This is a genomic window from Megalodesulfovibrio paquesii (assembly GCF_054653055.1).
Window position 1 is genome coordinate 60,959 of record NZ_BAAIGQ010000003.1, and the last position, 20,135, is coordinate 81,093.

Annotated in this window: 17 protein-coding genes; 7 read left to right on the top strand and 10 right to left on the bottom strand. The window is 64.9% G+C overall.

What is annotated here, in order from left to right; all coding sequences use genetic code 11:
• Positions 1-2 precede the first annotated feature (2 nt).
• The 8 genes from ACYQ00_RS02475 to ACYQ00_RS02510 form a co-directional block, all read right to left on the bottom strand.
• Complete coding sequence (locus ACYQ00_RS02475) at positions 3-1,064, bottom strand: acyl carrier protein (RefSeq protein ID WP_460030632.1); 1,062 nt, start codon at positions 1,062-1,064, stop codon at positions 3-5.
• 284 nt (positions 1,065-1,348) lie between these two features.
• Positions 1,349-3,100 carry an ABC transporter substrate-binding protein gene (locus tag ACYQ00_RS02480; RefSeq protein ID WP_460030633.1) on the bottom strand — a complete coding sequence of 584 codons (1,752 nt, stop codon included), beginning with the start codon at positions 3,098-3,100 and terminating at the stop codon, positions 1,349-1,351.
• 167 nt (positions 3,101-3,267) lie between these two features.
• Complete coding sequence (locus ACYQ00_RS02485; RefSeq protein ID WP_460030634.1) at positions 3,268-3,546, bottom strand: DUF2160 domain-containing protein; 279 nt, start codon at positions 3,544-3,546, stop codon at positions 3,268-3,270.
• A gap of 19 nt (positions 3,547-3,565) precedes the next feature.
• On the bottom strand, positions 3,566-4,369 hold the full coding sequence (locus ACYQ00_RS02490; RefSeq protein WP_460030635.1) for a carbohydrate ABC transporter permease: 804 nt from the start codon (positions 4,367-4,369) through the stop codon (positions 3,566-3,568).
• Positions 4,366-5,238, bottom strand: a complete 873-nt coding sequence (locus ACYQ00_RS02495; RefSeq protein ID WP_460030636.1) for a carbohydrate ABC transporter permease — start codon at positions 5,236-5,238, stop codon at positions 4,366-4,368. The genes ACYQ00_RS02490 and ACYQ00_RS02495 overlap by 4 nt, the downstream gene beginning before the upstream one ends.
• Complete coding sequence (locus ACYQ00_RS02500; RefSeq protein ID WP_460030637.1) at positions 5,235-6,365, bottom strand: ABC transporter ATP-binding protein; 1,131 nt, start codon at positions 6,363-6,365, stop codon at positions 5,235-5,237. Before ACYQ00_RS02500 ends, ACYQ00_RS02495 begins: the two co-directional genes overlap by 4 nt.
• Positions 6,366-6,401: 36 nt before the next feature.
• A complete protein-coding gene (locus tag ACYQ00_RS02505; RefSeq protein ID WP_460030638.1) occupies positions 6,402-7,478 on the bottom strand; it encodes an ABC transporter ATP-binding protein in 1,077 nt (358 codons plus the stop codon).
• A gap of 147 nt (positions 7,479-7,625) precedes the next feature.
• The gene (locus ACYQ00_RS02510; RefSeq protein ID WP_460030639.1) at positions 7,626-8,501 is read right to left on the bottom strand and encodes a DeoR/GlpR family DNA-binding transcription regulator; all 876 of its coding nucleotides are present in this window, start codon (positions 8,499-8,501) and stop codon (positions 7,626-7,628) included.
• Between the two features lie 228 nt (positions 8,502-8,729).
• Between ACYQ00_RS02510 and ACYQ00_RS02515 the strand changes: the two genes are divergently transcribed.
• The 6 genes from ACYQ00_RS02515 (at position 8,730) to ACYQ00_RS02540 (ending at position 17,781) form a co-directional block, all read left to right on the top strand.
• Complete coding sequence (locus tag ACYQ00_RS02515) at positions 8,730-10,409, top strand: FAD-dependent oxidoreductase (protein ID WP_460030640.1); 1,680 nt, start codon at positions 8,730-8,732, stop codon at positions 10,407-10,409.
• Between the two features lie 3 nt (positions 10,410-10,412).
• Positions 10,413-11,906, top strand: coding sequence for an anaerobic glycerol-3-phosphate dehydrogenase subunit B (locus ACYQ00_RS02520; protein WP_460030641.1), 1,494 nt, complete (start codon positions 10,413-10,415; stop codon positions 11,904-11,906).
• 2 nt (positions 11,907-11,908) lie between these two features.
• Positions 11,909-13,663: a 4Fe-4S dicluster domain-containing protein gene (locus tag ACYQ00_RS02525; RefSeq protein WP_460030642.1), complete on the top strand. Its 1,755-nt coding sequence runs from the start codon at positions 11,909-11,911 to the stop codon at positions 13,661-13,663.
• Complete coding sequence (locus ACYQ00_RS02530) at positions 13,660-14,592, top strand: CoB--CoM heterodisulfide reductase iron-sulfur subunit B family protein (protein ID WP_460030643.1); 933 nt, start codon at positions 13,660-13,662, stop codon at positions 14,590-14,592. The genes ACYQ00_RS02525 and ACYQ00_RS02530 overlap by 4 nt, the downstream gene beginning before the upstream one ends.
• A gap of 12 nt (positions 14,593-14,604) precedes the next feature.
• Positions 14,605-16,116, top strand: coding sequence for a glycerol kinase GlpK (gene glpK / locus ACYQ00_RS02535; protein ID WP_460030664.1), 1,512 nt, complete (start codon positions 14,605-14,607; stop codon positions 16,114-16,116).
• Between the two features lie 105 nt (positions 16,117-16,221).
• Positions 16,222-17,781 carry a glycerol-3-phosphate dehydrogenase/oxidase gene (locus ACYQ00_RS02540; protein WP_460030644.1) on the top strand — a complete coding sequence of 520 codons (1,560 nt, stop codon included), beginning with the start codon at positions 16,222-16,224 and terminating at the stop codon, positions 17,779-17,781.
• Between the two features lie 129 nt (positions 17,782-17,910).
• Here ACYQ00_RS02540 and ACYQ00_RS02545 read toward each other — a convergent pair whose 3' ends face one another.
• Entirely contained in the window at positions 17,911-18,633 is a 723-nt protein-coding gene (locus tag ACYQ00_RS02545; protein WP_460030645.1) for an LrgB family protein, read from the bottom strand.
• Positions 18,633-19,067 (bottom strand): CidA/LrgA family protein, encoded by a 435-nt coding sequence (locus ACYQ00_RS02550; protein ID WP_460030646.1) that lies wholly within the window; start codon positions 19,065-19,067, stop codon positions 18,633-18,635. Before ACYQ00_RS02550 ends, ACYQ00_RS02545 begins: the two co-directional genes overlap by 1 nt.
• Positions 19,068-19,171: 104 nt before the next feature.
• On the opposite strand from ACYQ00_RS02550, the gene ACYQ00_RS02555 reads away from it, so the two are divergent.
• Positions 19,172-20,062 (top strand): LysR family transcriptional regulator, encoded by an 891-nt coding sequence (locus ACYQ00_RS02555; RefSeq protein WP_460030647.1) that lies wholly within the window; start codon positions 19,172-19,174, stop codon positions 20,060-20,062.
• Positions 20,063-20,135: the final 73 nt, after the last annotated feature.

Sequence of the window (20,135 nt, forward strand, 5' to 3'; positions counted from 1 at the left end):
CCTCAGGCGCAGGTGCGGGCATGGTCTGCCCGGACCTGTTCAAACAGGATTTTGGCCTTGGCCGAGTGCAGATTGATGGTTTCGAATTCCGGGGCGACAAACAGTTTTTGCATCAAGACCCCATCCGGTCCGAACCAGATGGGCAAAAAGCCGCCCAAAAAGAAGCCCCGCGTCCGCAGGGTCTCCACGGCAAAGGCCGTCCCCGGCGCGCCGGCATTGATGAACACCTGCAGCACGGCCAGATTCCGGGCCTGGGCTTCGTGGTCCAGCTGCGCGGCCAGGACGGGAAAATCCGCGCCCACGGTCAGCACCTGCACGCGCTCCACCTGGGCAAAGTCGAAGGTGCGGCGCTCCAGCACCGTCTGCCCTGCGGCGGGGGTGTCCGCCGCCACGATGGCGCATTCGCGATCCAGGGCCCCCCCCCCGAGGACCAGCTCCCAGGTTTCGCGGTAGCATGCCGGCAGATGCAGGGGGAGATGACGATCCTGATCCACGCGGAAGGACATGAGGCAGCTTACCCGCTGCGAGCCGGCGCCCTCATTTTCGTATGCCCCGGCCGGCATGAGCGACACCTCCAGCCCGCATTCGGCATAGCCGTGGGAGTCGTTCAGTTTTTGGGTCACCAGATGCGTGCACACGGCTTCGCCATAAAAGCCCTGGGCCTGCGGCATGGCGTGTGACGTCCGGTTCATCTCCCGCGCGATTTTGGCGGCCATGAGCGAATGGCGGTATTCCGGCGCAACCATCAGCTGCCCGCCTTCGTACAGGGCCTTGTTGGGCGGGGAACTCTGGAAATAGGCCCCCTGCCCGGCCACCACGCCGGTTTCCAGCCGGGCCACGATGGTGGAAAGGCTGCCTTCCCTGTTCATCTGCTCGATGCGTTCGGGACTGTAGTAGTCCTTGACGGGATAGCGGTCCCCGTAAATGGTGTAAAACAACTGGGCAACGCCTTGCCCGTCGCCCGGTTGCAGACGTTCCACCACGTATTTTTTCCCGGGTTCGACCTGCTGCCAGTGCTGCTGCAGCCGGGCAATGAGGTCGGCCTGTGCGGCGGTCATTTGCATGGGTTCTCCTGCAGGTTCTGGATTCCATTCCGGCACGGCGCCGCCTGATGCCGCCTGATACCGCGGGACGCAGCCGGGCAGGCAAGGCTCCGCAATGACGTGTCTTCTCGCACCAGGAGCAAACGCAATGCATATAGCCAGGATGCCGGCCCTGCGTCCAGCTTCAACACGCCCGGAAGGGATTCCCCCTGGCAGGCGCCATCAACGCGGCGCCCCCTGGCGGACAAAAAAGAGCGCCTCCCGTTCGAGAGGCGCTCTGTGCGTTGCAAGGTGTGTGCGGCGGGCTAGTTGGCGCTCTTCCAGCGCTTGATCAGCTCGTCATAGTCCACGGTTTCGCCCTTGGGCTTTTCGTTTTCCAACTTGGGCTTGGGCGCGCCGGGCTGGTCGTACCAGTACTTGGGATCCTTGGGTTCGTTGAGCTTGGGCCCGCAGATCTTCAGCACGCCCGCGCGTTCCAGGCGCTCCAGGATGCGGTCCTGCTCCCGGGCCAGGTTGTCCATGGCGGTGTCCACGGTGACTTCGCCGGCCACGGCTTCCCCGATGTTCTGCCACCACAGCTGGGCCAGCTTGGGATAGTCAGGCACGTTGGTGCCGGTGGGGGTCCACAAGACACGGTCGGGGCTACGGTAGAATTCCACCAGACCGCCCAGCTTGGGGGCGCGGTCGGTAAAGGACTGGTGGCGGATGTCGCTGTCACGAATGGGAGTCAGCCCCACGTGGGCCTTCTTGAGGGACGTGGTCTTGGCCACAACAAACTGGGCGTACAGCCAGGCAGCCTTGCGGCGGTCCAGCGGGGTGCTCTTGAGCAGGGTCCAGGAGCCGCAGTCCTGATAGCCGAGCTTCTGGCCTTCTTCCCAGTACGGGCCGTGAGGGGAAGGCGCCATACGCCACTTGGGCTCGCCCTTTTCATTGACCACAGGCGTGCCTTCTTCCACCATGGAAGCGGTGAAGGCGGTGTACCAGAAGATCTGCTGGGCCACGTTGCCCTTGGCCAGGGAGGGGAGGGACTGGTAGAAGTCCATGCCCAGGGCGCCGGGAGGGGCGTACAGGCGCAGCCATTCCATGTACTTGCGCAGGGCGTACTTGGCGGCAGGCCCGTTGGTGGCGCCGCCGCGTTCCACGGAGGAACCCACGGGCTTGCAGTCTTCCACGCGAATGCCCCACTCGTCCACGGGCTTGCCATTGGGCAGGCCCTTGTCGCCCGCGCCAGCCATGGACAGCCAGGCGTCGGTAAAGCGCCAGCCCAGGTCCGGAGCCTTCTTGCCGTAGTCCATGTGGCCGTAGATGGCCACGCCGTCGATTTCACCCACGTGCTTGGTGAAGAATTCGGCAATGTCCTCATAAGCGGACCAGTTCACCGGCACGCCCAGCTCGTAGCCATACAGCTGCTTGAACTTGGCCTTGAGCTCGGGGCGCTGGAACCAGTCGTACCGGAACCAGTACAGGTTTGCGAACTGCTGGTCGGGCAGCTGATAGACCTTGCCATCCGGGCCGGTGGTGAAGGTGAGGCCCATGAAGTCTTTCAGGTCCAGGGTGGGCAGGGTCACGTCCTTGCCTTCGCCGGCCATCCAGTCGGTCAGGTTGACCACGTGGCCGGAGCGGAAGTGCGTGCCGATGAGGTCGGAGTCGTTGACATAGGCGTCAAAGACGTTCTCGCCGGACTGCATCTGCACCTGCAGTTTTTCAATGACGTCGCCTTCCTGGATCAGGTCGTGGGTAACCTTGATGCCGGTGATTTCCTCAAAGGCCTTGGCCAGGGTTTTGGATTCGTATTCGTGGGTGGGAATGGTTTCGGACACCACGCGGATGGCCATACCGCGGAAGGGCTGGGCCGCCTTGATGAACCATTCCATTTCCTTCATCTGCTCTTCCTTGGAGAGCGTGGAAGGCTGGAATTCCTTGTCGATCCATTTCTTGGCTGCGTCGGAATACTGATCCGCCGCCGCCACGCTGACCATGCACGCCAGGGTCAGCCCTAGAATTCCCAGTTGCACCAGTTGGATAAATCGGAACGCCACCCTGTGCTTCACGGACATATCGACCTCCTGCCTCGTTCAGAGATTGCTCGATGCGTCTCCACACAACAGACTGTTTTCCATCCCATTGCAGACGCGCCCTGCCCGGCCGTGATGACCGGCCACGGCGCGTATCGTTGGTTCATCCAGACCTGCGCCCCGCATGCGCCTCCAGCTCCTCCGGTCGCCTACCCCCAGCGGAGCATGGCCGCGAGAAAGCCCAGCACCAGCACCAGCGCGTGCCAGGTGAAGGTTTCCGCCAGCCCGGCCCAGGCCAGCAGGATGTACGCGCCGCCCAAAAGCCCCATGAACAGCCGGTCCCCGCGGGTGGTAACCAGGGGAATGAGGCCCCGGCGCGGCACCGTGGGGGAGATGCACTCCCAGACGCACATGGTGATGATGCAGGTGAAAATAAAGAGAAAGAACCCGGCAGTGACGGGCGTCCATGCCATCCATTCAAAATCCATGGTCCGGCCTCCTCTCGGATTACACGCGGCCCAGGGCAAAGCCCTTGGCGAGGTGGTTGCGGACAAACCAGATCACCAGCGCGCCCGGCACGATGGTCAGGATGCCGGCCGCGGCCAGGAGCCCCCAGTCCAGCCCCGTGGCGCTCACGGTGCGGGTCATGGTGGCGGCGATGGGTTTGGCGTTGGTGGTGGTCAGGGTGCGGGCCAGGAGCAGTTCCACCCAGCTGAACATGAAGCAGAAAAACGCCGTCACCCCGATGCCGGCCCGGATGAGGGGCAGATAGATGGTGATGAAGAAACGCGGGAAGCTGTAGCCATCAATAAAGGCTGTCTCGTCAATTTCCCGCGGCACGCCGGACATGAAGCCTTCCAGAATCCACACCGCCAGGGGCACGTTGAACAGACAGTGCGAAAGGGCCACGGCAATGTGGGTATCGATGAGATTGAAGGTGGAATACAGCTGGAAGAAGGGCAGCAGGAACACCGCGGGCGGGGCCATGCGGTTGGTCAGCAGCCAGAAAAAGACGTGTTTGTCGCCAATAAACTTGTAGCGGGAAAAGGCGTAGGCCGCGGGCAGGGCCGTGCACAGGGAAATGACCGTGTTCAGGGACACGTAGATAATGGAGTTGATGTATCCCGAGTACCATGAGGAATCCGAGAAGATTTTCATGTAGTTCTCAAGGGTGGGCGCCGTGGGATACAGGGAGAAGCCGCCCAGGATGTCCGCATTGGTGCGCAGGGACATGTTCAACATCCAATAAATGGGCAGCAGCAACAGCCCGATGTAAAGCAACAGGCCGACATGCTTTTTCTGGAGCGTCATGCCTTTTCCTCCGCATCCACGGCCTGCAGGGCCTGGTAGAAGATGAAGCAGAACAGCAGCACGATGAGGAAGTACACCAGGGAGAAGGCCGCGGCCGGGCCGAGGTCGAACTGGCCCACGGCAATTTTCACCAGATAGATGGAAAGGAAGGTGGTGGAATTGCCAGGGCCGCCGCCGGTGAGCACGAAGGGTTCGGCGTAAATGAGGAAGCTGTCCATGAAGCGCAGCAGCAGCGCGATGGTCAGCACGCCGCGCATCTTGGGCAGCTGGATGTACCGGAATACCGCCCAGCGCGATGCACCGTCGATCTTGGCGGCCTGGTAATAGGCCTCAGGGATGGCCCGCAACCCGGCATAAGCCAGCAGGGCCACCAGGGGCGTCCAGTGCCAGACTTCCATGAGCATCACCGTGATCCAGGCGTCCAGCCCGCTGGCCGTGTGGTCGAAATGCAGCCCCAACGTGTTGATGGTGTAGCCCATCAGCCCGATATCCGGCCGGGTGAAGATGATCCAGATGGTGCCGATGACGTTCCAGGGAATGAGCAGCGGCAGGGCCAGCAACACCAGGGTGAGGGAGGCGGTCCAGCCCTTTTTGGGCATGGCCAGGGCAATGAGCACGCCCAGGGGCATTTCGATGAGCAGCACCAGTCCGGAAAAAAGCAGCTGCCGCCACAGGGCTTCGTGCAGCCGCTCGTCGCGCAGCACTTCCCGGAACCATTCGCCGCCAATAAAGTAGCGCTGGCCCGGTCCGAAGATATCCTGCACGGAATAGTTGACCACAGTCATGAGCGGGATAATGGCACTGAAGGCCACGATGATGAAGACCGGGATAACCAGGAACCACGCCTTGTTGCTTTCCCATTTTTTCATGCCGCCACCTCCGCGCGCAGCAGCCTGCCGTTCACGAACAGTCTGGAATGCGCCGCCGGAAACCGCACCCGGCAGCGTCCCGCGGCCACGGGCAGCCCGGGCTGCACCTTGGCCTTGATGGCCTGCCCGCCCTCGCCGTGCAGCTGCACGCTGACGATCTTGCTGCTGCCCAGGTCTTCCACGAGGGTGACCGTCCCTTCCAGGGCATCTTGTGGGGCGTCCCCGGTCAATAGATTGGATACTTCCACATACATGGGCCGGATGCCCAGTTCCAGCTTGTCCCCGGGCTTGACTGTGGCGGCGGCAAGGTCGGCCAGGGAGGGATCCAGGGCCACGCTGCCGCCGTGGAGGACGGCGCGGCCGTGGTCCAGGGTGCACGGCAGGATGTTCATGCCCGGGCTGCCGATGAAGTACCCCACAAAGGTGTGTTCGGGCGATTCAAAGAGCGCTTCCGGCGTGCCCATCTGCACAATCTCGCCATCATACATGACCACGACCTTGTCCGCGAAGGTCATGGCTTCCACCTGATCATGGGTCACGTAAATGAGGGTCAGGTGGAACTGGCTGTGGATTTCCTTGAGCTTGCGCCGCAGTTGCCACTTGAGGTGCGGGTCGATGACCGTGAGGGGTTCGTCAAAGAGAATGGCAGCCACGTCGCTGCGCACCAGCCCGCGGCCCAGGGAGATTTTCTGCTTGGCGTCCGCAGCCAGGCCGGCGGCGCGCCGCTTGAGGTAGGGGCCCAGATCCAGCGTGTCAGCCACCTCCCTGACCCGCCGGGCAATGTCCGCCGCCGGCACGCCCCTGTTTTTCAGGGGAAAGGCCAGGTTCTCCTCCACAGTCATGGTGTCGTACAGCACGGGGAACTGGAACACCTGGGCAATGTTGCGTTTTTCCGGCGGCAGGGCAGTCACGTCCTTGCCGTCAAACCGGATCTGCCCCTCGCTCGGCGTGAGCAGGCCGGAAATGATGTTCAGCATGGTGGTTTTGCCGCAGCCGGAGGGGCCCAGCACGGCGTACGCGCCGCCATCGTCCCAGACGGTGTGGATGCGTTTGAGCGCATAATCGTCCGGTCCAGCAGGATGCGGCGTGTAGCTGTGGGCCACAGTATTCAGTTCGATGCGCGCCATGCAGATTGTTCCCTCTTTTGCGGCGTTCCCGGAGCGCTAGGCCTGTTCGGGCGCCATGGTCAGACCGCCGGCTTCGTCAAAGACGTAAAAATGCCTGGGCTGGGCATAGACCTTGATCTTGCTGCCCACCTTGTGCGGGTGCACGCCCTCCTCTTCCAGGACCAGGGAGCGATTGCGGTAATGGAAGTGCACAAACGTCTGCGAGCCGTTGATTTCCGCCAGATCCACCACGGAATCGATTTCAATGTCATCCTCTGCGGCCCGGCGGATGGAGAAATGATGCGAGCGGATGCCAAACCTGTACGTGCCCGGGGGCAGCTCCCGGAGCCGGCCCGTCAGCGGAAAGCTGATGCCGATGCGCAAGGCGGCCTGACCGTCCGCCACCTCGGCCTGAATGAAATTGATGGGCGGATCGCTGAACACCTCGGCCACCTTGGTGGTGGCGGGCCGCTGATACACTTCGATGGTGGGGCCCATCTGCAGGATGCGGCCTTCGTGCATGATGATGATGTTGCCGCCCAGCATCAGCGCCTCGGAGGGCTCGGTGGTGGTGTACACCACAATGGAATCGCGGTTGCCGAAGATGGAAAGCAGCTCGGCCCGCAGTTCCTCGCGCAGCTTGTAATCCAGGTTCACCAGGGGCTCGTCCAGCAGCAGGAGATCCGTTTCCTTCACCAGGGCGCGGGCAATGGCCGTGCGCTGCTGCTGGCCGCCGGAAAGCTCCGCGGGCAGGCGGTCCAGGAGGTGGTCAATATGCAGGATGGCGGCCGCATGGCGCACCCGTTTGTCTGCCTCTTCCCTGGGCAGGTGCCGCAGCGGGGAGGCGATGTTGCGGTACACGTTGAGGGAGGGATAGTTGATGAACTGCTGGTAGACCATGGCCACATTGCGCTTGCGCACGGACTCGCCAGTCACGTCCTTGCCATTGGCCAGCAGCAGGCCCTTGTTTGAGGGCCGGTCCAATCCGGCCATGACCCGCAACAGCGAGGTCTTGCCCGCCAGTGTGCGCCCCAGAATGACATAGCGCTGGCCGGACTCCAGTTCGAGGTTGACGTCTTTCAGGTGAACTTCCTGCTCGACGATTCTGTCGATATTCCGCAGTGCAAGGCTCATTCGGCGCGCCCCTTGGCTGGTTCCAGGCGAACAGGTGACATCTGTGACCAACTGTTTTCAACTCGATAACACCTGCGCTAAATTTTCTCAATCGAACATGAAAGCGAAAATACGAAAAAAATCAGCCTCGCATAACTTCATGAGAAACTAGGCTGTTAGGAACTCCATGGGGGCCACATGCAGCTGGACGTCTGCGCGCTCCAGCTCCTCCACCAGGGGGGCCGGGGGCATGGCATCTGTAAATAAGGCATCGATATCATGGAGCGTTCCCATGCGGACCATGGCGTTGCGACCAAATTTGGAATGATCCGCCACCAGGAAGACCCGGCGGGAATTTTCGATGATGGCCTGGGCGGCGCGCACTTCCCGGTAGTCGTAATCCAGCAGGGTGCCGTCCAGGTCGATGCCGCTGATGCCGATGATGCCGTAATCCACCTTGAACTGGCGGATGAAGTCCACGGCGGATTCGCCGACAATGCCGCCGTCACGGTGGCGCACCTGCCCGCCGGCCACCAGGACCTCGATTTGCTCATTGCCCTGCAGGATGCTGGCAACGTTCAGATTATTGGTAATCACCCGCAGGCGTTCATGCCCGTGCAGGGCCTTGGAGACTTCCTCGGTGGTGGTGCCGATGTTGATGAACAGGGAGGCCCGGGAGGGGATGACGTTGGCCACCATGCGGCCGATGCGCTGTTTTTCGGCCTGATACAGAATGCGTCTATTGGGGTAGTCCACATTCTCCGTGCTGAAGGTCACGCCCACGCCGCCATGATGGCGCTGCACCAGGCCTTTGTCGCACAGGGTATTGATGTCCCGGCGGACGGTCTGGGGGGTGACGCCGAACATGTCCGCCAGGGCCTGCACCGTCACAAAGCCCTGTTCCTGGATGATTTCGAGCATCTGCTTGTGCCGGCTGGTGACGTTGATGTGCTTGCCATCCGCGGCCAGCGCCAGTTCCAGTGGCGTGGAGAGTCCGCAGGTGCTGCCTTCGACAAGAGGGGGAAGCCGATCCTTGGTGGACATGGTTGAAAACGCCTCGCAAAAGTTCAGAATCGAAAACAGTTCCCATCATTTTTTTCTGAAGTGAAAAAATAAATGACGAGAAACGCGGTCCATGATAGCGTTCGTTGAAATTTTTACCACCATTTTGTCACAAATGCCAGTCGTTGCCAGCGCAAGCGCGAGGTGAACGATGCCTGCTCGAAAGCGTGATGTTCGTTTTGCAACAGTCCGTGGTGCGGAGTGCCCCGCATGAGCCGCCCTGTCTCCCTTGGCAGCGTGCCCGTGCTGGTGATCGGCGGCGGGGTGACCGGCCTGGGCGTGTTGCGGGATCTGGCCCTGCGGGGCGTGCCGGCCCTGCTGGTGGAAAAACGCGACCTGGCAGCCGGGGCCTCCGGCGGCAACCACGGCCTGTTGCACAGTGGCGGCCGCTATGTGGGCTCCGACCCCCACGCCGCGCGGGAATGCCTGGAGGAAGGGCGCCTGCTCAAGCGTCTGGCCCCGCACTGCATCGAAGACACGTCGGGCCTGTTCGTGGCTGTGGCCGGGGATGACGAGGCCTATATCGAGGCCTTCCCCGCCCTGTGCGCCCGCTCGGGCCTGCCCGCCGTGCCGGTTGCGCCCCGTCAGGCCCGGGAGATGGAACCCTGTCTGGCCGGGGACGTCATCGCCGCCTATGAAGTGGAGGACGGCTCCATCGACCCCTTCATGCTCTGCCTGGACATGGCCCATCACGCCTGCGCCCTGGGCGCCCGGCTGCGCCGGGGATTGCGCCTGGAACGCCTTGAGCTGACGGGCAATCACCCGGACAGGCGCATCGCCCGCGCGCATTTTGTCCATGACCACACCGGCCAGGCTTATTGCTGCGAACCGGAACTGGTCATCAACGCCTCTGGCGCCTGGGCCGGGCTGGTGGCCGCCATGGCCGGGCTGGCCATCCCGGTGCTGTTTTCGCAGGGCACGCTCATCATCACCCAGCATCGTCTGGCCCACCGGGTCATCAACCGGCTGCGGCCCGCGGCGGATGCAGACATCCTGGTGCCTGGCGGCTCGGTGTCCATCCTGGGAACCACGTCCGTACGCATCGAACATCCGGATTGCTGCCGCCCCACCGTGGCCGAGGTGGACCGCATGCTGGACGATGCCCGGGCCATGATTCCGGCCCTGGAATCCTCGCGCTATATCCGGGCCTACGCCGGCGTGCGTCCCCTGGTCGGGTCCATGGACCACGCGGACAGTGCCGGTCAGCTCGGACAGGCCGGACAGGCCGGACAGGCCAAGCAGGGCGGACAGGCCGGCTCGGACCGCGCCGTGAGCCGGGGCTTCACCCTGGTGGACCATGCCCGCGGCGGCGTGCCCAACTGCATTTCCATCACCGGCGGCAAGCTGACCACCTTTCGGTTGATGGCGGAAAAAGCCGTGGATCTGGCCTGCGAAAAACTGGGCGTGCAGGCAGCCTGCCGCACCCGCACCGAGCCCCTGCCCAGCAGCCAGGCCGGCCGCTGGACCGAACCGACCCTGGCTGCGCGCGCCTTTGTGCAAAACACCTGGGTGGACCGCGCGGAAACCGCCGGCAATGTGGTGCTTTGCGAATGCGAGATGGTCTCGGCCAGGGTGATCAACAACCTGCTGCAAGAGTTCGATCCCGCCGCCGGCCCGCTTCTGCAGGCCATCAACACCCGCAGCCGGGCCGGCAAGGGCCCCTGCCAGGGCGCCTTCTGCGGCCCGCGCATCACGGCGCATCTGTATGATGCCGGCGTGTTTGAGGAAGATGCCGGCTGCGAGGCCTTGCGGGCCTTCGTGGCCCGCCGCTGGCGGGGCAAAATGCCGGTGCTGTGGGGCCGCAGCCTGCAACAGGCCGAACTGCAGGAAGCCATGCTCTGCGGCCTGCTGGAACTGCAGCCACCCCCCACCCGGCAACAGGAGCCGTGAACCATGCCCCGCTCCATGCGAAACATTCCGCGCTATGATTGTGATGTCATGGTCATCGGTGCCGGCATGGCAGGCATGGCCGCCACGGTGTTTGCCGTCAATCGCGGCCTGCGCGTGGCCCAGGCCGGGGGGCTGGGTGGCGTGGATTTCACCACAGGGCTGTTGGATCTCCTGGGCGCGCGGCCCCTTGCCGGCGCAGAGGAACAGGGCGTCACCGACCCATGGGCGGCCCTGGAGCAACTGCGTCGCGAAGAACCACAGCACCCCTATACCCGCCTGAACGAGACGGCCATCAGGGACAGTCTCGAGGAGTTCATCACCTTTCTTGATCAGGCCGGCCTGCCGTATGTGGGGCATGCCCGCAACAATACCGCCGTGCTCACGGCCATGGGCGCCCGGAAACACAGCTACCGCCTGCCCCGATCCATGCAGCCCGGAGCCGCGGCCCTGGCGGAAAACGCGCCCTGTCTGCTGGTGGATTTTCAAGGACTCAAAGGCATGAGCGGGGCGCAGGTGCTGGCCATGCAGCACAGTCCCCGGTCCGGCAGCGCCGCCTGGACCGCCCTGCGCAGCGTGACCCTGCCCTTCCCCGGCCGCAGTGGCGAGTTGTATCCGGAACATCTGGCCTGGGCGCTGGAAGACGACGCTGTGGTGCAGCAGCTCGCCATGGCGGTCCGCCCTCATGTGGGCGATGCCGCGGCCGTGGGCTTTCCCGCCGTGCTGGGTCTGTACACCCCGCCCCCTCCTGCGGCGTCGGCAGGTGGCCAGAGGGAGGGTCATGACTGGCCTGGCGGACCTGTGCGCCACGGTCAGCGGCATGTGCTGCAAGGGCTGGAGGCGGCCTTGGGCGTGCCGGTGTTCGAAATCCCCACCCTGCCGCCATCCGTGCCCGGCGGCCGGCTGCGGGCGGCCTTTGAAACGCAGCTGCCGGCCCGTGGAGCGATGATGTTTCCGCAAAAACGGGTCATCGGCTGGGACCGCGAGCCTGACGGCGCGTTGCGACTGCAGCTTGTCGGCGCCGGGGAGGAGCCGGGGAAGGAGCCCGGGGAAGCGCAGGAAGCGCCCGCGCCTGCGGCGGAACTCGTGATCCTAGCCAGGACGGCCATTCTGGCCGGGGGGCGGTTCTTTGGCCGGGGGCTGATGGCCGACCGTCACCGCGTGCGGGAGCCCCTGTTTCACCTGCCGGTGCGGCAGCCTGCCAGCCGGGAGGGGTGGCACCGTGAGGACTTTTTCGACCCCCGCGGCCACCCCGTGAACCGGGCCGGCCTGGAGGTGGACGCCTGCATGCGCCCCCTGGGCGAAGCCGGAGAGGCCTTTTTGCCGAATCTCTTTGCCGCGGGCGCCATCCTGGCCCATCAGGACTGGATGCGGGAACACAGCGGCGCGGGGCTGGCCATTGCCACGGCCCATGCCGCGGTGCGGGAGGTCTGCGCCCTGGTGCGGGGGCATCAGGCCCATGAGCCAGGCCAGGCCAGACGGCCCAGAAGCGAGGACTAGCTGTGGAAACGAGCAGCGTCTTCTTCACTGTCGGATTGTGGCTTTCCCTGGCCGCCTGCCTCGTCGGCTTTGGCCTGCGCGTGCGGCACTGGCGGGGAGGCCGCCTTCCCGCGTTCCGGCCGCTGCCGCAGCTCAAGGCCCTGGTCTGCGATGCCCTGCTGCAGCTGCATCTGGCCCGCAAAAACCCGCTGGGCTGGGGCTTGCATCTGTGCATCTTCATTGGATTCATGGGGCTTCTGCTGTTCCACGCCATGGATGGCCTCATCAGCGTGCGGCTGCTGCCGGGCTATGAATCCACCCTGAACCCGTACCAATGGCTGCGCAACGCCCTGGGCCTCTTGCTGCTGCTGGGTCTGGCCCTGGCCGGCTGGCGACGGCTCCGGAACACCCGGCTCAAAACGGTCACCCACCGGGACGACTGGTTCGCCCTGGCCCTGCTGGCGGCCATCGCCCTGACAGGTTTTGTCCTGGAAGCCTGCAAAATCACTTCCGAACGCGTTTACGCCCGCATGGTGGAGGACTACGCCAATACGGATGACCCTGCCGAGCTGGCCGGGCTGCAGCTGGTCTGGGCCCGGGAATACGGTGTCGTCTTTGCCCGGCCCGTGGTGTCGCCCGAAGGGCAGAGCGCTGCGGAATTGTACAGCCTGGGCAAGGAGCTGGACGAACTGGTCTGCGCCTCATGCCACGCTCCCACGGCCACGGCCTTTGTCTCGCATTCCCTGGCCCTGGCCCTGGCTCCCGTGGCCGCCCGACTGGACGCCGCGGGCGCGGTGGCGTTCCTGTGGCATGTGCATGTGCTGTGCTGCTTTGCGGGGCTGCTCTATCTGCCCTGGGGCAAGATGGCCCATGCGGTCTTCACGCCCCTGCAGCTGGTGGCCGTGCCGCAGCCCCATGCGGCGGAGTCTCAGAGGACAACACCTGCACAACCCACGTCGGTTCCTCACAATCTTGCTCTGGACGCCTGCACCCATTGCGGGGCCTGCAGCGTGCATTGCAGTGTCCATGCGTCCTATGCGGTGCTGGGCAATCTGGCGGTGCTGCCTTCGGAAAAGCTGGCCCTGCTGCGCCGCGTCCGCCATGGGGGCATCGCCGATCCGCATACAGGGCCGGAAATGTTCCGCCTGGCCGAGGGCAATGGCCTGTGTACCGAATGCCACCGTTGCACCGACGTCTGCCCCGCCCGCATCGACCTGCAATCCCTCTGGATTGCCGCCAAGCGCAGCCAGAGCCAGCCCCTTGCCGAGCCCGCGGCCCATTCCCCGCAGGAGCACATGGCCGCACTCATGGCCAGCCGCACGGCCGGGGCCTGGGCGGCGGCCTTTGCGCCCGCGGCCAGCGACGCCATTTACCCTCCCCTGCGCCAGCATCCGGCCCCCCCGCGGCAGCCCCTGGGCCTGACCGCCCGGGCGGAAACCTTCTGGGGCTGCGTGCAGTGCACCACCTGCACCAACGTCTGCACCGTGGTGGCCGCGGCGACGGATCCCGTGGCCGAACTGGACCTGATGCCCCAGCAGATCATGAATCTGGTGCGCATGGGCCTGATCGATCATACCCTGGGCGCGCGCATGGTCTGGAGCTGCGTCACCTGCTACAAATGCCAGGAACATTGCCCGCAGGGGGTGCGCGTGGCCGATGTGCTGTACGAACTGCGCAACATGGCCGCGGCCCGCATCCGCGCGGAAGCCCTCGGCGGCCAGTTTGGCGGCCAGGCGGACGGCCAGATGGAAGGGCGGGCCATGGGGGAACGTCCATGACCTCCATGACCTACGTCTGGTTTCCCGGTTGCAAGATTCCATACCATCTGCCGCGGTACGGGCGGGCCTCGCTGGCCGTGTTCCGGGCCTTGGGCGTGGAGCTTCTGGAGCTGGAATTCGGCTGCTGCGGCTATCCGGCCCGGCATCTGAGCGTGGAGGCCTCCGTGCTCTCCGCGGCCCGCAATCTGGCCCTGGCCCATGCCGCGGGCGCAACCATCCTGACGCCCTGCAAGTGCTGCTTTGGCAACCTGCGTCATGCCGTCTACTGGCTGCAGCGCGTGGACGACCTGCGCCGCCGCGTGCAGACCCTGCTGACGGCCGAAGGGCTGGCCCTGCCGCCGGATCTGGAGCAGGCCGCCCCCCGGCATCTGCTCACGGTGCTGGATCAGGACGTGGGTGCCAAGACCATCGCCTCCGCCGTGCGCCATCCGCTGCGGGGCCTGCGGGTGGCCGCGCAGTATGGCTGCCACGCCCTGCGGCCCGGCAATGTGACCCGGTTCGATAACCCCTTGCAGCCCACGGTGTTCGAGCGGCTGGTGGAGGCCACCGGCGCTGTCGCTGTGCCCTGGGCCACGCGGCTGGACTGTTGCGGCAACCCCCTGCATGGCCGCAACACGGCCATGGCCCTGCGCCTGACCCGCAAAAAACAGCAGGACGCCCGCTCGGCCGGGGCAGAGGTGCTGTGCACGGCCTGCACGTATTGTCAGTTGCAGTTCGACGGCTGCAGGGAGGAACTGGCCGACTCGCCCGCGCAGGACTCTCCGCTGGACAAGGCCCCGCCCGCGGTGTTGTATCCGGAACTGCTGGGCGCGGCGCTGGGGCTAGACGAGCCCGAGACGCTCCAGGGGCTGGGCAGGCCCGCGCATCACGGCCCAGGCATCGCCCAGACGCCATCCCATCACAACACAGATGACATCTTCACGGCATAAGTGGAGGGTATGATGAGTAAATATATCGGCGCAGTGGATCAGGGCACGACGAGCAGCCGCTTCATCGTCTTCGATGCCCAGGGCAACATCGTCTCCATGGATCAGAAAGAACACGCCCAGTTCTTTCCGCATCCGGGCTGGGTGGAGCATGATCCCATGGAAATCTGGACCAACACCCAGGAAGTCATCGCCGGGGCCCTGGCCAAGGGCGGGCTCAAGGGCGATGATCTGGCAGCCATCGGCATCACCAACCAGCGGGAAACCCTGGTGGTGTGGAACAAGCGCACCGGGGCGCCGCTGTATAACGCCATCGTCTGGCAGTGCACCCGCTCGCACGAAATCTGCAAGGATCTTCTGCAGGTAAGCGGGCAGGACCGCTTCCGGGCCATCACCGGCCTGCCCATCGCCACCTATTTCAGCGGGCCCAAGATCAAGTGGGTGCTGGACAATGTGGAGGGCGCGCGCCAGGCCGTGGAAAAGGGGCAGGCCCTCATCGGCACCATGGAAAGCTGGATCATCTGGTGGCTTACCGGCGGCCCGCAGGGCGGTGCGCACGTGACGGACGTGACCAACGCCAGCCGCACCATGCTCATGAATATCCACACCCTGGAGTGGGAGGAAGACATCCTGCGGGAGCTGGGCATCCCGCGCCAGGGCCTGCCGCGCATCGTGCCTTCCAGCGATTCCGCCTCCTGGGGCCCCACCGACGAACGCGGTCCCCTCAAGGCGCGCGTGCCCGTGTGCGGCGCCGTGGGCGATCAGCAATCCGCCCTGGTGGGGCAGGCCTGCTTCAACGTGGGCGAGGCCAAAAACACTTATGGCACCGGCTGCTTCCTGCTGCTGAACACCGGGGAGACGCCCGTCACCTCCACTCATGGACTGGTCACCACCCTGGCCTATCAGGTCCGCGGCCACAAGCCCGTGTATTGCCTGGAAGGCTCCATCGCCATTGCCGGGGCGCTGGTGCAGTGGATTCGGGACAATCTGGGACTCATCAGCCACGCCGCAGAGGTGGAGACCCTGGCCGCCCAGGTGGAAGACAACGGCGGCGTGTACATTGTGCCGGCCTTTCAGGGGCTCTTTGCGCCCTACTGGCGGCCGGACGCCCGGGGCGTCATCTGCGGGCTGACCCGCTATGCGGACAAGCGCCACATCGCCCGCGCCGTGCTGGAGGCGAATGCCTATCAGACCAAGGACATCGTCGAGGCCATGAACAAGGATTCCGGCGTGGATCTGAAGGAACTCAAGGTGGATGGCGGCATGGTGGCCAACGACCTGCTCATGCAGTTCCAGGCCGACGTGCTTGGCGTGCCGGTCATCCGCCCGCAGGTGGCCGAGACCACCTGCCTTGGCGCGGCCTATGCCGCCGGGCTGGCCGTGGGCTACTGGAGCACCCTGGAGGAACTCAAGGCCAACTGGGCCGAGGACAAGACCTGGCTCCCCACCATGGATACCCAGACCCGGCAACGCGGCTACGCCCAGTGGGCCAAGGCCGTGGACAAAACGCTCAACTGGCTGGAGTAATACACCGGTTATTCACCCTGTTACCGTCTTTGCCGCGAACGCCCGCAGGGCTGGCCCGCAGAGGGCGTCCGGGGTGTTGTTTCGTCATACTCACGAGGGATTTTCATGTTCAGAGACGACATGCTTCGCAAACTGGAACGCGAGCTGGGCTATTGGGATATCATCATCATCGGCGGCGGGGCCACGGGCCTGGGCGTGGCCGTGGACGCCGCCTCCCGCGGCTATTCCACCCTGCTTCTGGAGCAGGACGACTTTGCCAAAGGCACCTCCAGCCGCAGCACCAAGCTGGTGCACGGCGGCGTGCGGTATCTGAAGCAGGGCAACATCTCCCTGGTGCTGGAGGCCCTGCACGAACGCGGCCTGCTGCTGCAGAACGCCCCGCATCTGGTAAGCAACCAGGCCTTCCTGGTGCCAAATTACGACTGGTGGGACGGTCCCTTCTACGGCGTGGGCATGCGGGTGTACGACATGCTGGCCGGCAAGCTGGGCCTGGGGCCCTCGCGCTGGGTGTCCAAGGAAGAAACCCTCAAGCGCATCCCCACCCTGAAGGCCGACGCCCTCAAGGGCGGTGTGGTCTATCACGACGGCCAGTTTGACGACTCCCGCCTGGCCGTGAACCTGGCCCAGACCGCCGCGGACCACGGCGGCGTGCTCATCAACTACATGCGCGTCGCCGGGCTGATGAAATCCGGGGAGATGATCAACGGCGTCGTGGCCGTGGATCAGGAAACCGGCGCGGAACACCGCATCTTCGGCCGGGTGGTGGTCAACGCCACCGGCGTCTTTACCGACAGCATCCTGCAGATGGACACCCCCGGAGCCCGGTCCATCATCACCCCCAGCCAGGGCGTACACCTGATCCTGGACAAGGAATTCCTCCCTGGTGACACGGCCATCATGGTTCCCCAAACCGCTGACGGCCGGGTGCTCTTTGCCGTGCCCTGGCATGGCAAGGCCGTGGTGGGCACCACGGATACCCCCGTGGACAAGCCCACCCTGGAGCCCACGGCCTTGGAAGAGGAAGTGGACTTCATCCTCACGCACGCCGCCCAGCACATGACCAAGGCCCCCACCCGGGCCGACGTCAAAAGCGTCTTTGCCGGCCTGCGCCCCCTGGTGAACCCCGGCGGGGGCAAGGGCACCTCCTCCATTGCCCGGGACCATTTCCTGGTGGTGTCCGAATCCGGTCTGGTGACCATCACCGGCGGCAAGTGGACCACCTACCGCAAAATGGCCCAGGAAACCGTGGACAACGCCGCGCTCATCGCCGGGCTGGAGGAAAAGGCCTGCATTACCAAGAACCTGCGCATCCACGGCTGGCTTCGGAACGTGGACCGCAAGGAGCCCCTGCACGTGTACGGGTCCGATCAGCCCTTCCTCCTGCATCTGGTGGAAGACAATCCCGAACTTGGGGAAAAACTGCATCCCGCGCTGCCGTACATCAAGGCGGAAGTGGTCTGGGCCGTGCAAAAGGAAATGGCCCGCACCCTGGAAGATGTGCTCAGCCGCCGCACCCGGGCCTTGCTCCTTGATGCCAGGGCCAGCGTGGAATGCGCCCCGGAAGTGGCGCGCCTGATGGCCGGGGCCCTGGGTCGGGATGCGGCCTGGGCCGAAGCGCAGGTGGCAACATACAAGACCCTGGCGCAAGGCTACATCATCGCCTGAGCCAGGAGAAGGCCCATTGCCGTCCGGGCGTCTGCCGCAGGCGTTCGGACGGCGTGTCTGCCACAGGCGTTCGGACGGCGTGTCTGTCTGGCGCCAGGTCAGGATTTGGCCAGGCCAGTCCAGTCCAGATCAGGCCAGCAGCCAGGCGACAAGGGGCGCGCTCAGCACGTTCAGCAGCCCGGCCAGCACCAGCACCAGCCCGGCGATGCTGGCTTCTTCCTGGCCGATCTGATGGGCCTTGGCCACCCCCGCGGCGTGCGCGCCCATACCGAACAGCGCTCCGCGGGCAATGGTCGAGCGCAGGGGCAGCAACACCAGCAGGCCTTCGCCCACCGTGGCTCCCAGCAGCCCCGTACAGACGACGAATATGGCCGTCAGGCTCGGCTCCCCGCCAATATCCCCGGACACGGCCAGGGCAAAGGGCATGCTCACGGAGCGCGGCAGCAGGCTCAGGCGCACGCTGTCGCTCAGCCCCAGCAGGGAGGCCAGTCCCCAGGCCGTGAGCATGGCCGTGACGCTGCCCACCAGAATCCCCACCACCAGCACGGGCCAGAAGCGGCGGATGAGCGCCCGGCGCTCGTAAATGGGAATGGCAAAGGCCACGGTAACCGGCCCCAGCCAGGTCAGTAGCCAGCCTGTGCTGTGATAAAATTCCTTATATTCCACATGCATTGCAAAGACCAGGGCCGTGACCGCCCCTTGCGCGGTGAGCACGGGCGAGGTCCACCAGCGCGGCCAGCGGCGATAGACCTGCCGGCTCATCCAATAGATGCCAATGGTCAGGGCCGACCAGCCCAGCAGTGGCAGCAGGTGGGTTGTGTCCGCCAAACCAATACGATGCAGCATATTCATCAGGCCTGTCCTCCCTGCCCGGCATCCCGCCCGGCATCCCGCGAGGCAAACCAGCGAAAGGCCAGATCCGTGGCCAGGGCCGTGGCGATCATGACCAGGGCTGTCCCGCCGATGATGGCCGCCAGGATCTTCAGGCCCGTCAGGCCGAAGAACTCCCGGTGCTCCAGGATGGCCGGGGCCGCGGGGATGAAGAAGAGCATCATCTCGGCCAACAGCCAGCCCGCGCCGCGGCGCATGTACACCGGGTTGAGCAGGCGGCTGGCGAACAGGGCCAGCACGATGAACAGGCCGATGACACCACCGGGAATGGGCAGGCCGGTCCATCGGGCCACCTCCCCGCCAAGGGCCCAGAAAGCCGCCAGGAGGCCCACCTGCGTCAGGCCGTTGCGCCGCGCCGCACGCCGGCCGGCCACCAGAAAGGTATGCAAGGGCATGGTCATTCTCCCCTTTGCTGATTGCATCCATAGGGAGTAAGACCGGGCAGGCAATGCGCAAAATGAATTATTTGCATGGCAGCCAGTCAGCAATGGAATAGCATATGGAAATACGGACCTTGCATGCGTTTGTGGAGGTGGTGCGCCAGGGCGGTTTTTCCAAAGCGGCCAGAACGCTCTTTGCCACCCAGCCCACGGTGAGCAAAGCCGTGCGTCAGCTGGAAGACGAGCTGGGGCTGCCGCTGCTGGACCGCACCGGGCACCGCTGCACGCTGACCGCGGCCGGGGAGATCGTCTTTCGCCGGGCCGTGGCCATGCTCACCGAACGTGACGATCTGGTGGCCGAGCTGGACGAGCTCAAGGGCCTGCGGCGCGGCGTGCTGCGCCTGGGCCTGCCGCCCATCGGCACCAGCACCCTGTTCGCCTCGGTCTTTGCCCAGTTTCGCGCGCGCTATCCCGGCGTGGCCATTCAGTTTGTGGAGCATGGCAGCAAGCACCTGGAAGATCTGGTGCTCTCCGGCGAGCTGGAGCTTGGGGCCTCTCTCTTGCCGCTTCCGGAAAAATTCGACTGGCAGGCCGTGCGCCGCGAACCCATCGACGCCCTGGTGCACGCCGGGCACCCCCTGGCCCGCAAGTCCTCGGCAAGGTTGACGGAATTTCGGGATATCGGCTTCATCCTCTTCGGGCCGGGATTCGCCCTGAATCCGATGATTCTGGAGGCCTGCCACCGCCAGGGCTTCACGCCCGAGGTGGCCGTGCGCACCAGCCAGCTGGATTTCCTGATTGAACTGGTGGCTGCCAAAACCGGCGTGGCCTTTCTGCCGCGGATCATCGCCGAGCAGCGCCGCACGGCGGACATCCGCCGCATTCCCATTGCCGAGGGGCTGGGGGATTGGCACCTGGCCCTTATCTGGCGGCGCGGCGGCTACCTCTCCCCCGCGGCCCGGGCCTGGCTGGCCCTGAGCGCGGATACCCTGGCCGGGCTGGCCCTGTAAGGCGGCTGGCCCCTTCTGTTGACCGGCCGGCAAAATCGCACGTATACTGCATCTGCCAAGGGATTTTCGCATG

Bases quoted from the DNA above. Each gene is read 5' to 3' on its own strand.
- ACYQ00_RS02475 (WP_460030632.1), bottom strand. From the start codon at position 1,064: ATGCAAATGACCGCCGCACAGGCCGACCTCATTGCCCGGCTGCAGCAG.
- ACYQ00_RS02480 (WP_460030633.1), bottom strand. From the start codon at position 3,100: ATGTCCGTGAAGCACAGGGTGGCGTTCCGATTTATCCAACTGGTGCAA.
- ACYQ00_RS02485 (WP_460030634.1), bottom strand. From the start codon at position 3,546: ATGGATTTTGAATGGATGGCATGGACGCCCGTCACTGCCGGGTTCTTT.
- ACYQ00_RS02490 (WP_460030635.1), bottom strand. From the start codon at position 4,369: ATGACGCTCCAGAAAAAGCATGTCGGCCTGTTGCTTTACATCGGGCTG.
- ACYQ00_RS02495 (WP_460030636.1), bottom strand. From the start codon at position 5,238: ATGAAAAAATGGGAAAGCAACAAGGCGTGGTTCCTGGTTATCCCGGTC.
- ACYQ00_RS02500 (WP_460030637.1), bottom strand. From the start codon at position 6,365: ATGGCGCGCATCGAACTGAATACTGTGGCCCACAGCTACACGCCGCAT.
- ACYQ00_RS02505 (WP_460030638.1), bottom strand. From the start codon at position 7,478: ATGAGCCTTGCACTGCGGAATATCGACAGAATCGTCGAGCAGGAAGTT.
- ACYQ00_RS02510 (WP_460030639.1), bottom strand. From the start codon at position 8,501: ATGTCCACCAAGGATCGGCTTCCCCCTCTTGTCGAAGGCAGCACCTGC.
- ACYQ00_RS02515 (WP_460030640.1), top strand. From the start codon at position 8,730: ATGAGCCGCCCTGTCTCCCTTGGCAGCGTGCCCGTGCTGGTGATCGGC.
- ACYQ00_RS02520 (WP_460030641.1), top strand. From the start codon at position 10,413: ATGCCCCGCTCCATGCGAAACATTCCGCGCTATGATTGTGATGTCATG.
- ACYQ00_RS02530 (WP_460030643.1), top strand. From the start codon at position 13,660: ATGACCTCCATGACCTACGTCTGGTTTCCCGGTTGCAAGATTCCATAC.
- glpK (WP_460030664.1), top strand. From the start codon at position 14,605: ATGAGTAAATATATCGGCGCAGTGGATCAGGGCACGACGAGCAGCCGC.
- ACYQ00_RS02540 (WP_460030644.1), top strand. From the start codon at position 16,222: ATGTTCAGAGACGACATGCTTCGCAAACTGGAACGCGAGCTGGGCTAT.
- ACYQ00_RS02545 (WP_460030645.1), bottom strand. From the start codon at position 18,633: ATGAATATGCTGCATCGTATTGGTTTGGCGGACACAACCCACCTGCTG.
- ACYQ00_RS02550 (WP_460030646.1), bottom strand. From the start codon at position 19,067: ATGCCCTTGCATACCTTTCTGGTGGCCGGCCGGCGTGCGGCGCGGCGC.
- ACYQ00_RS02555 (WP_460030647.1), top strand. From the start codon at position 19,172: ATGGAAATACGGACCTTGCATGCGTTTGTGGAGGTGGTGCGCCAGGGC.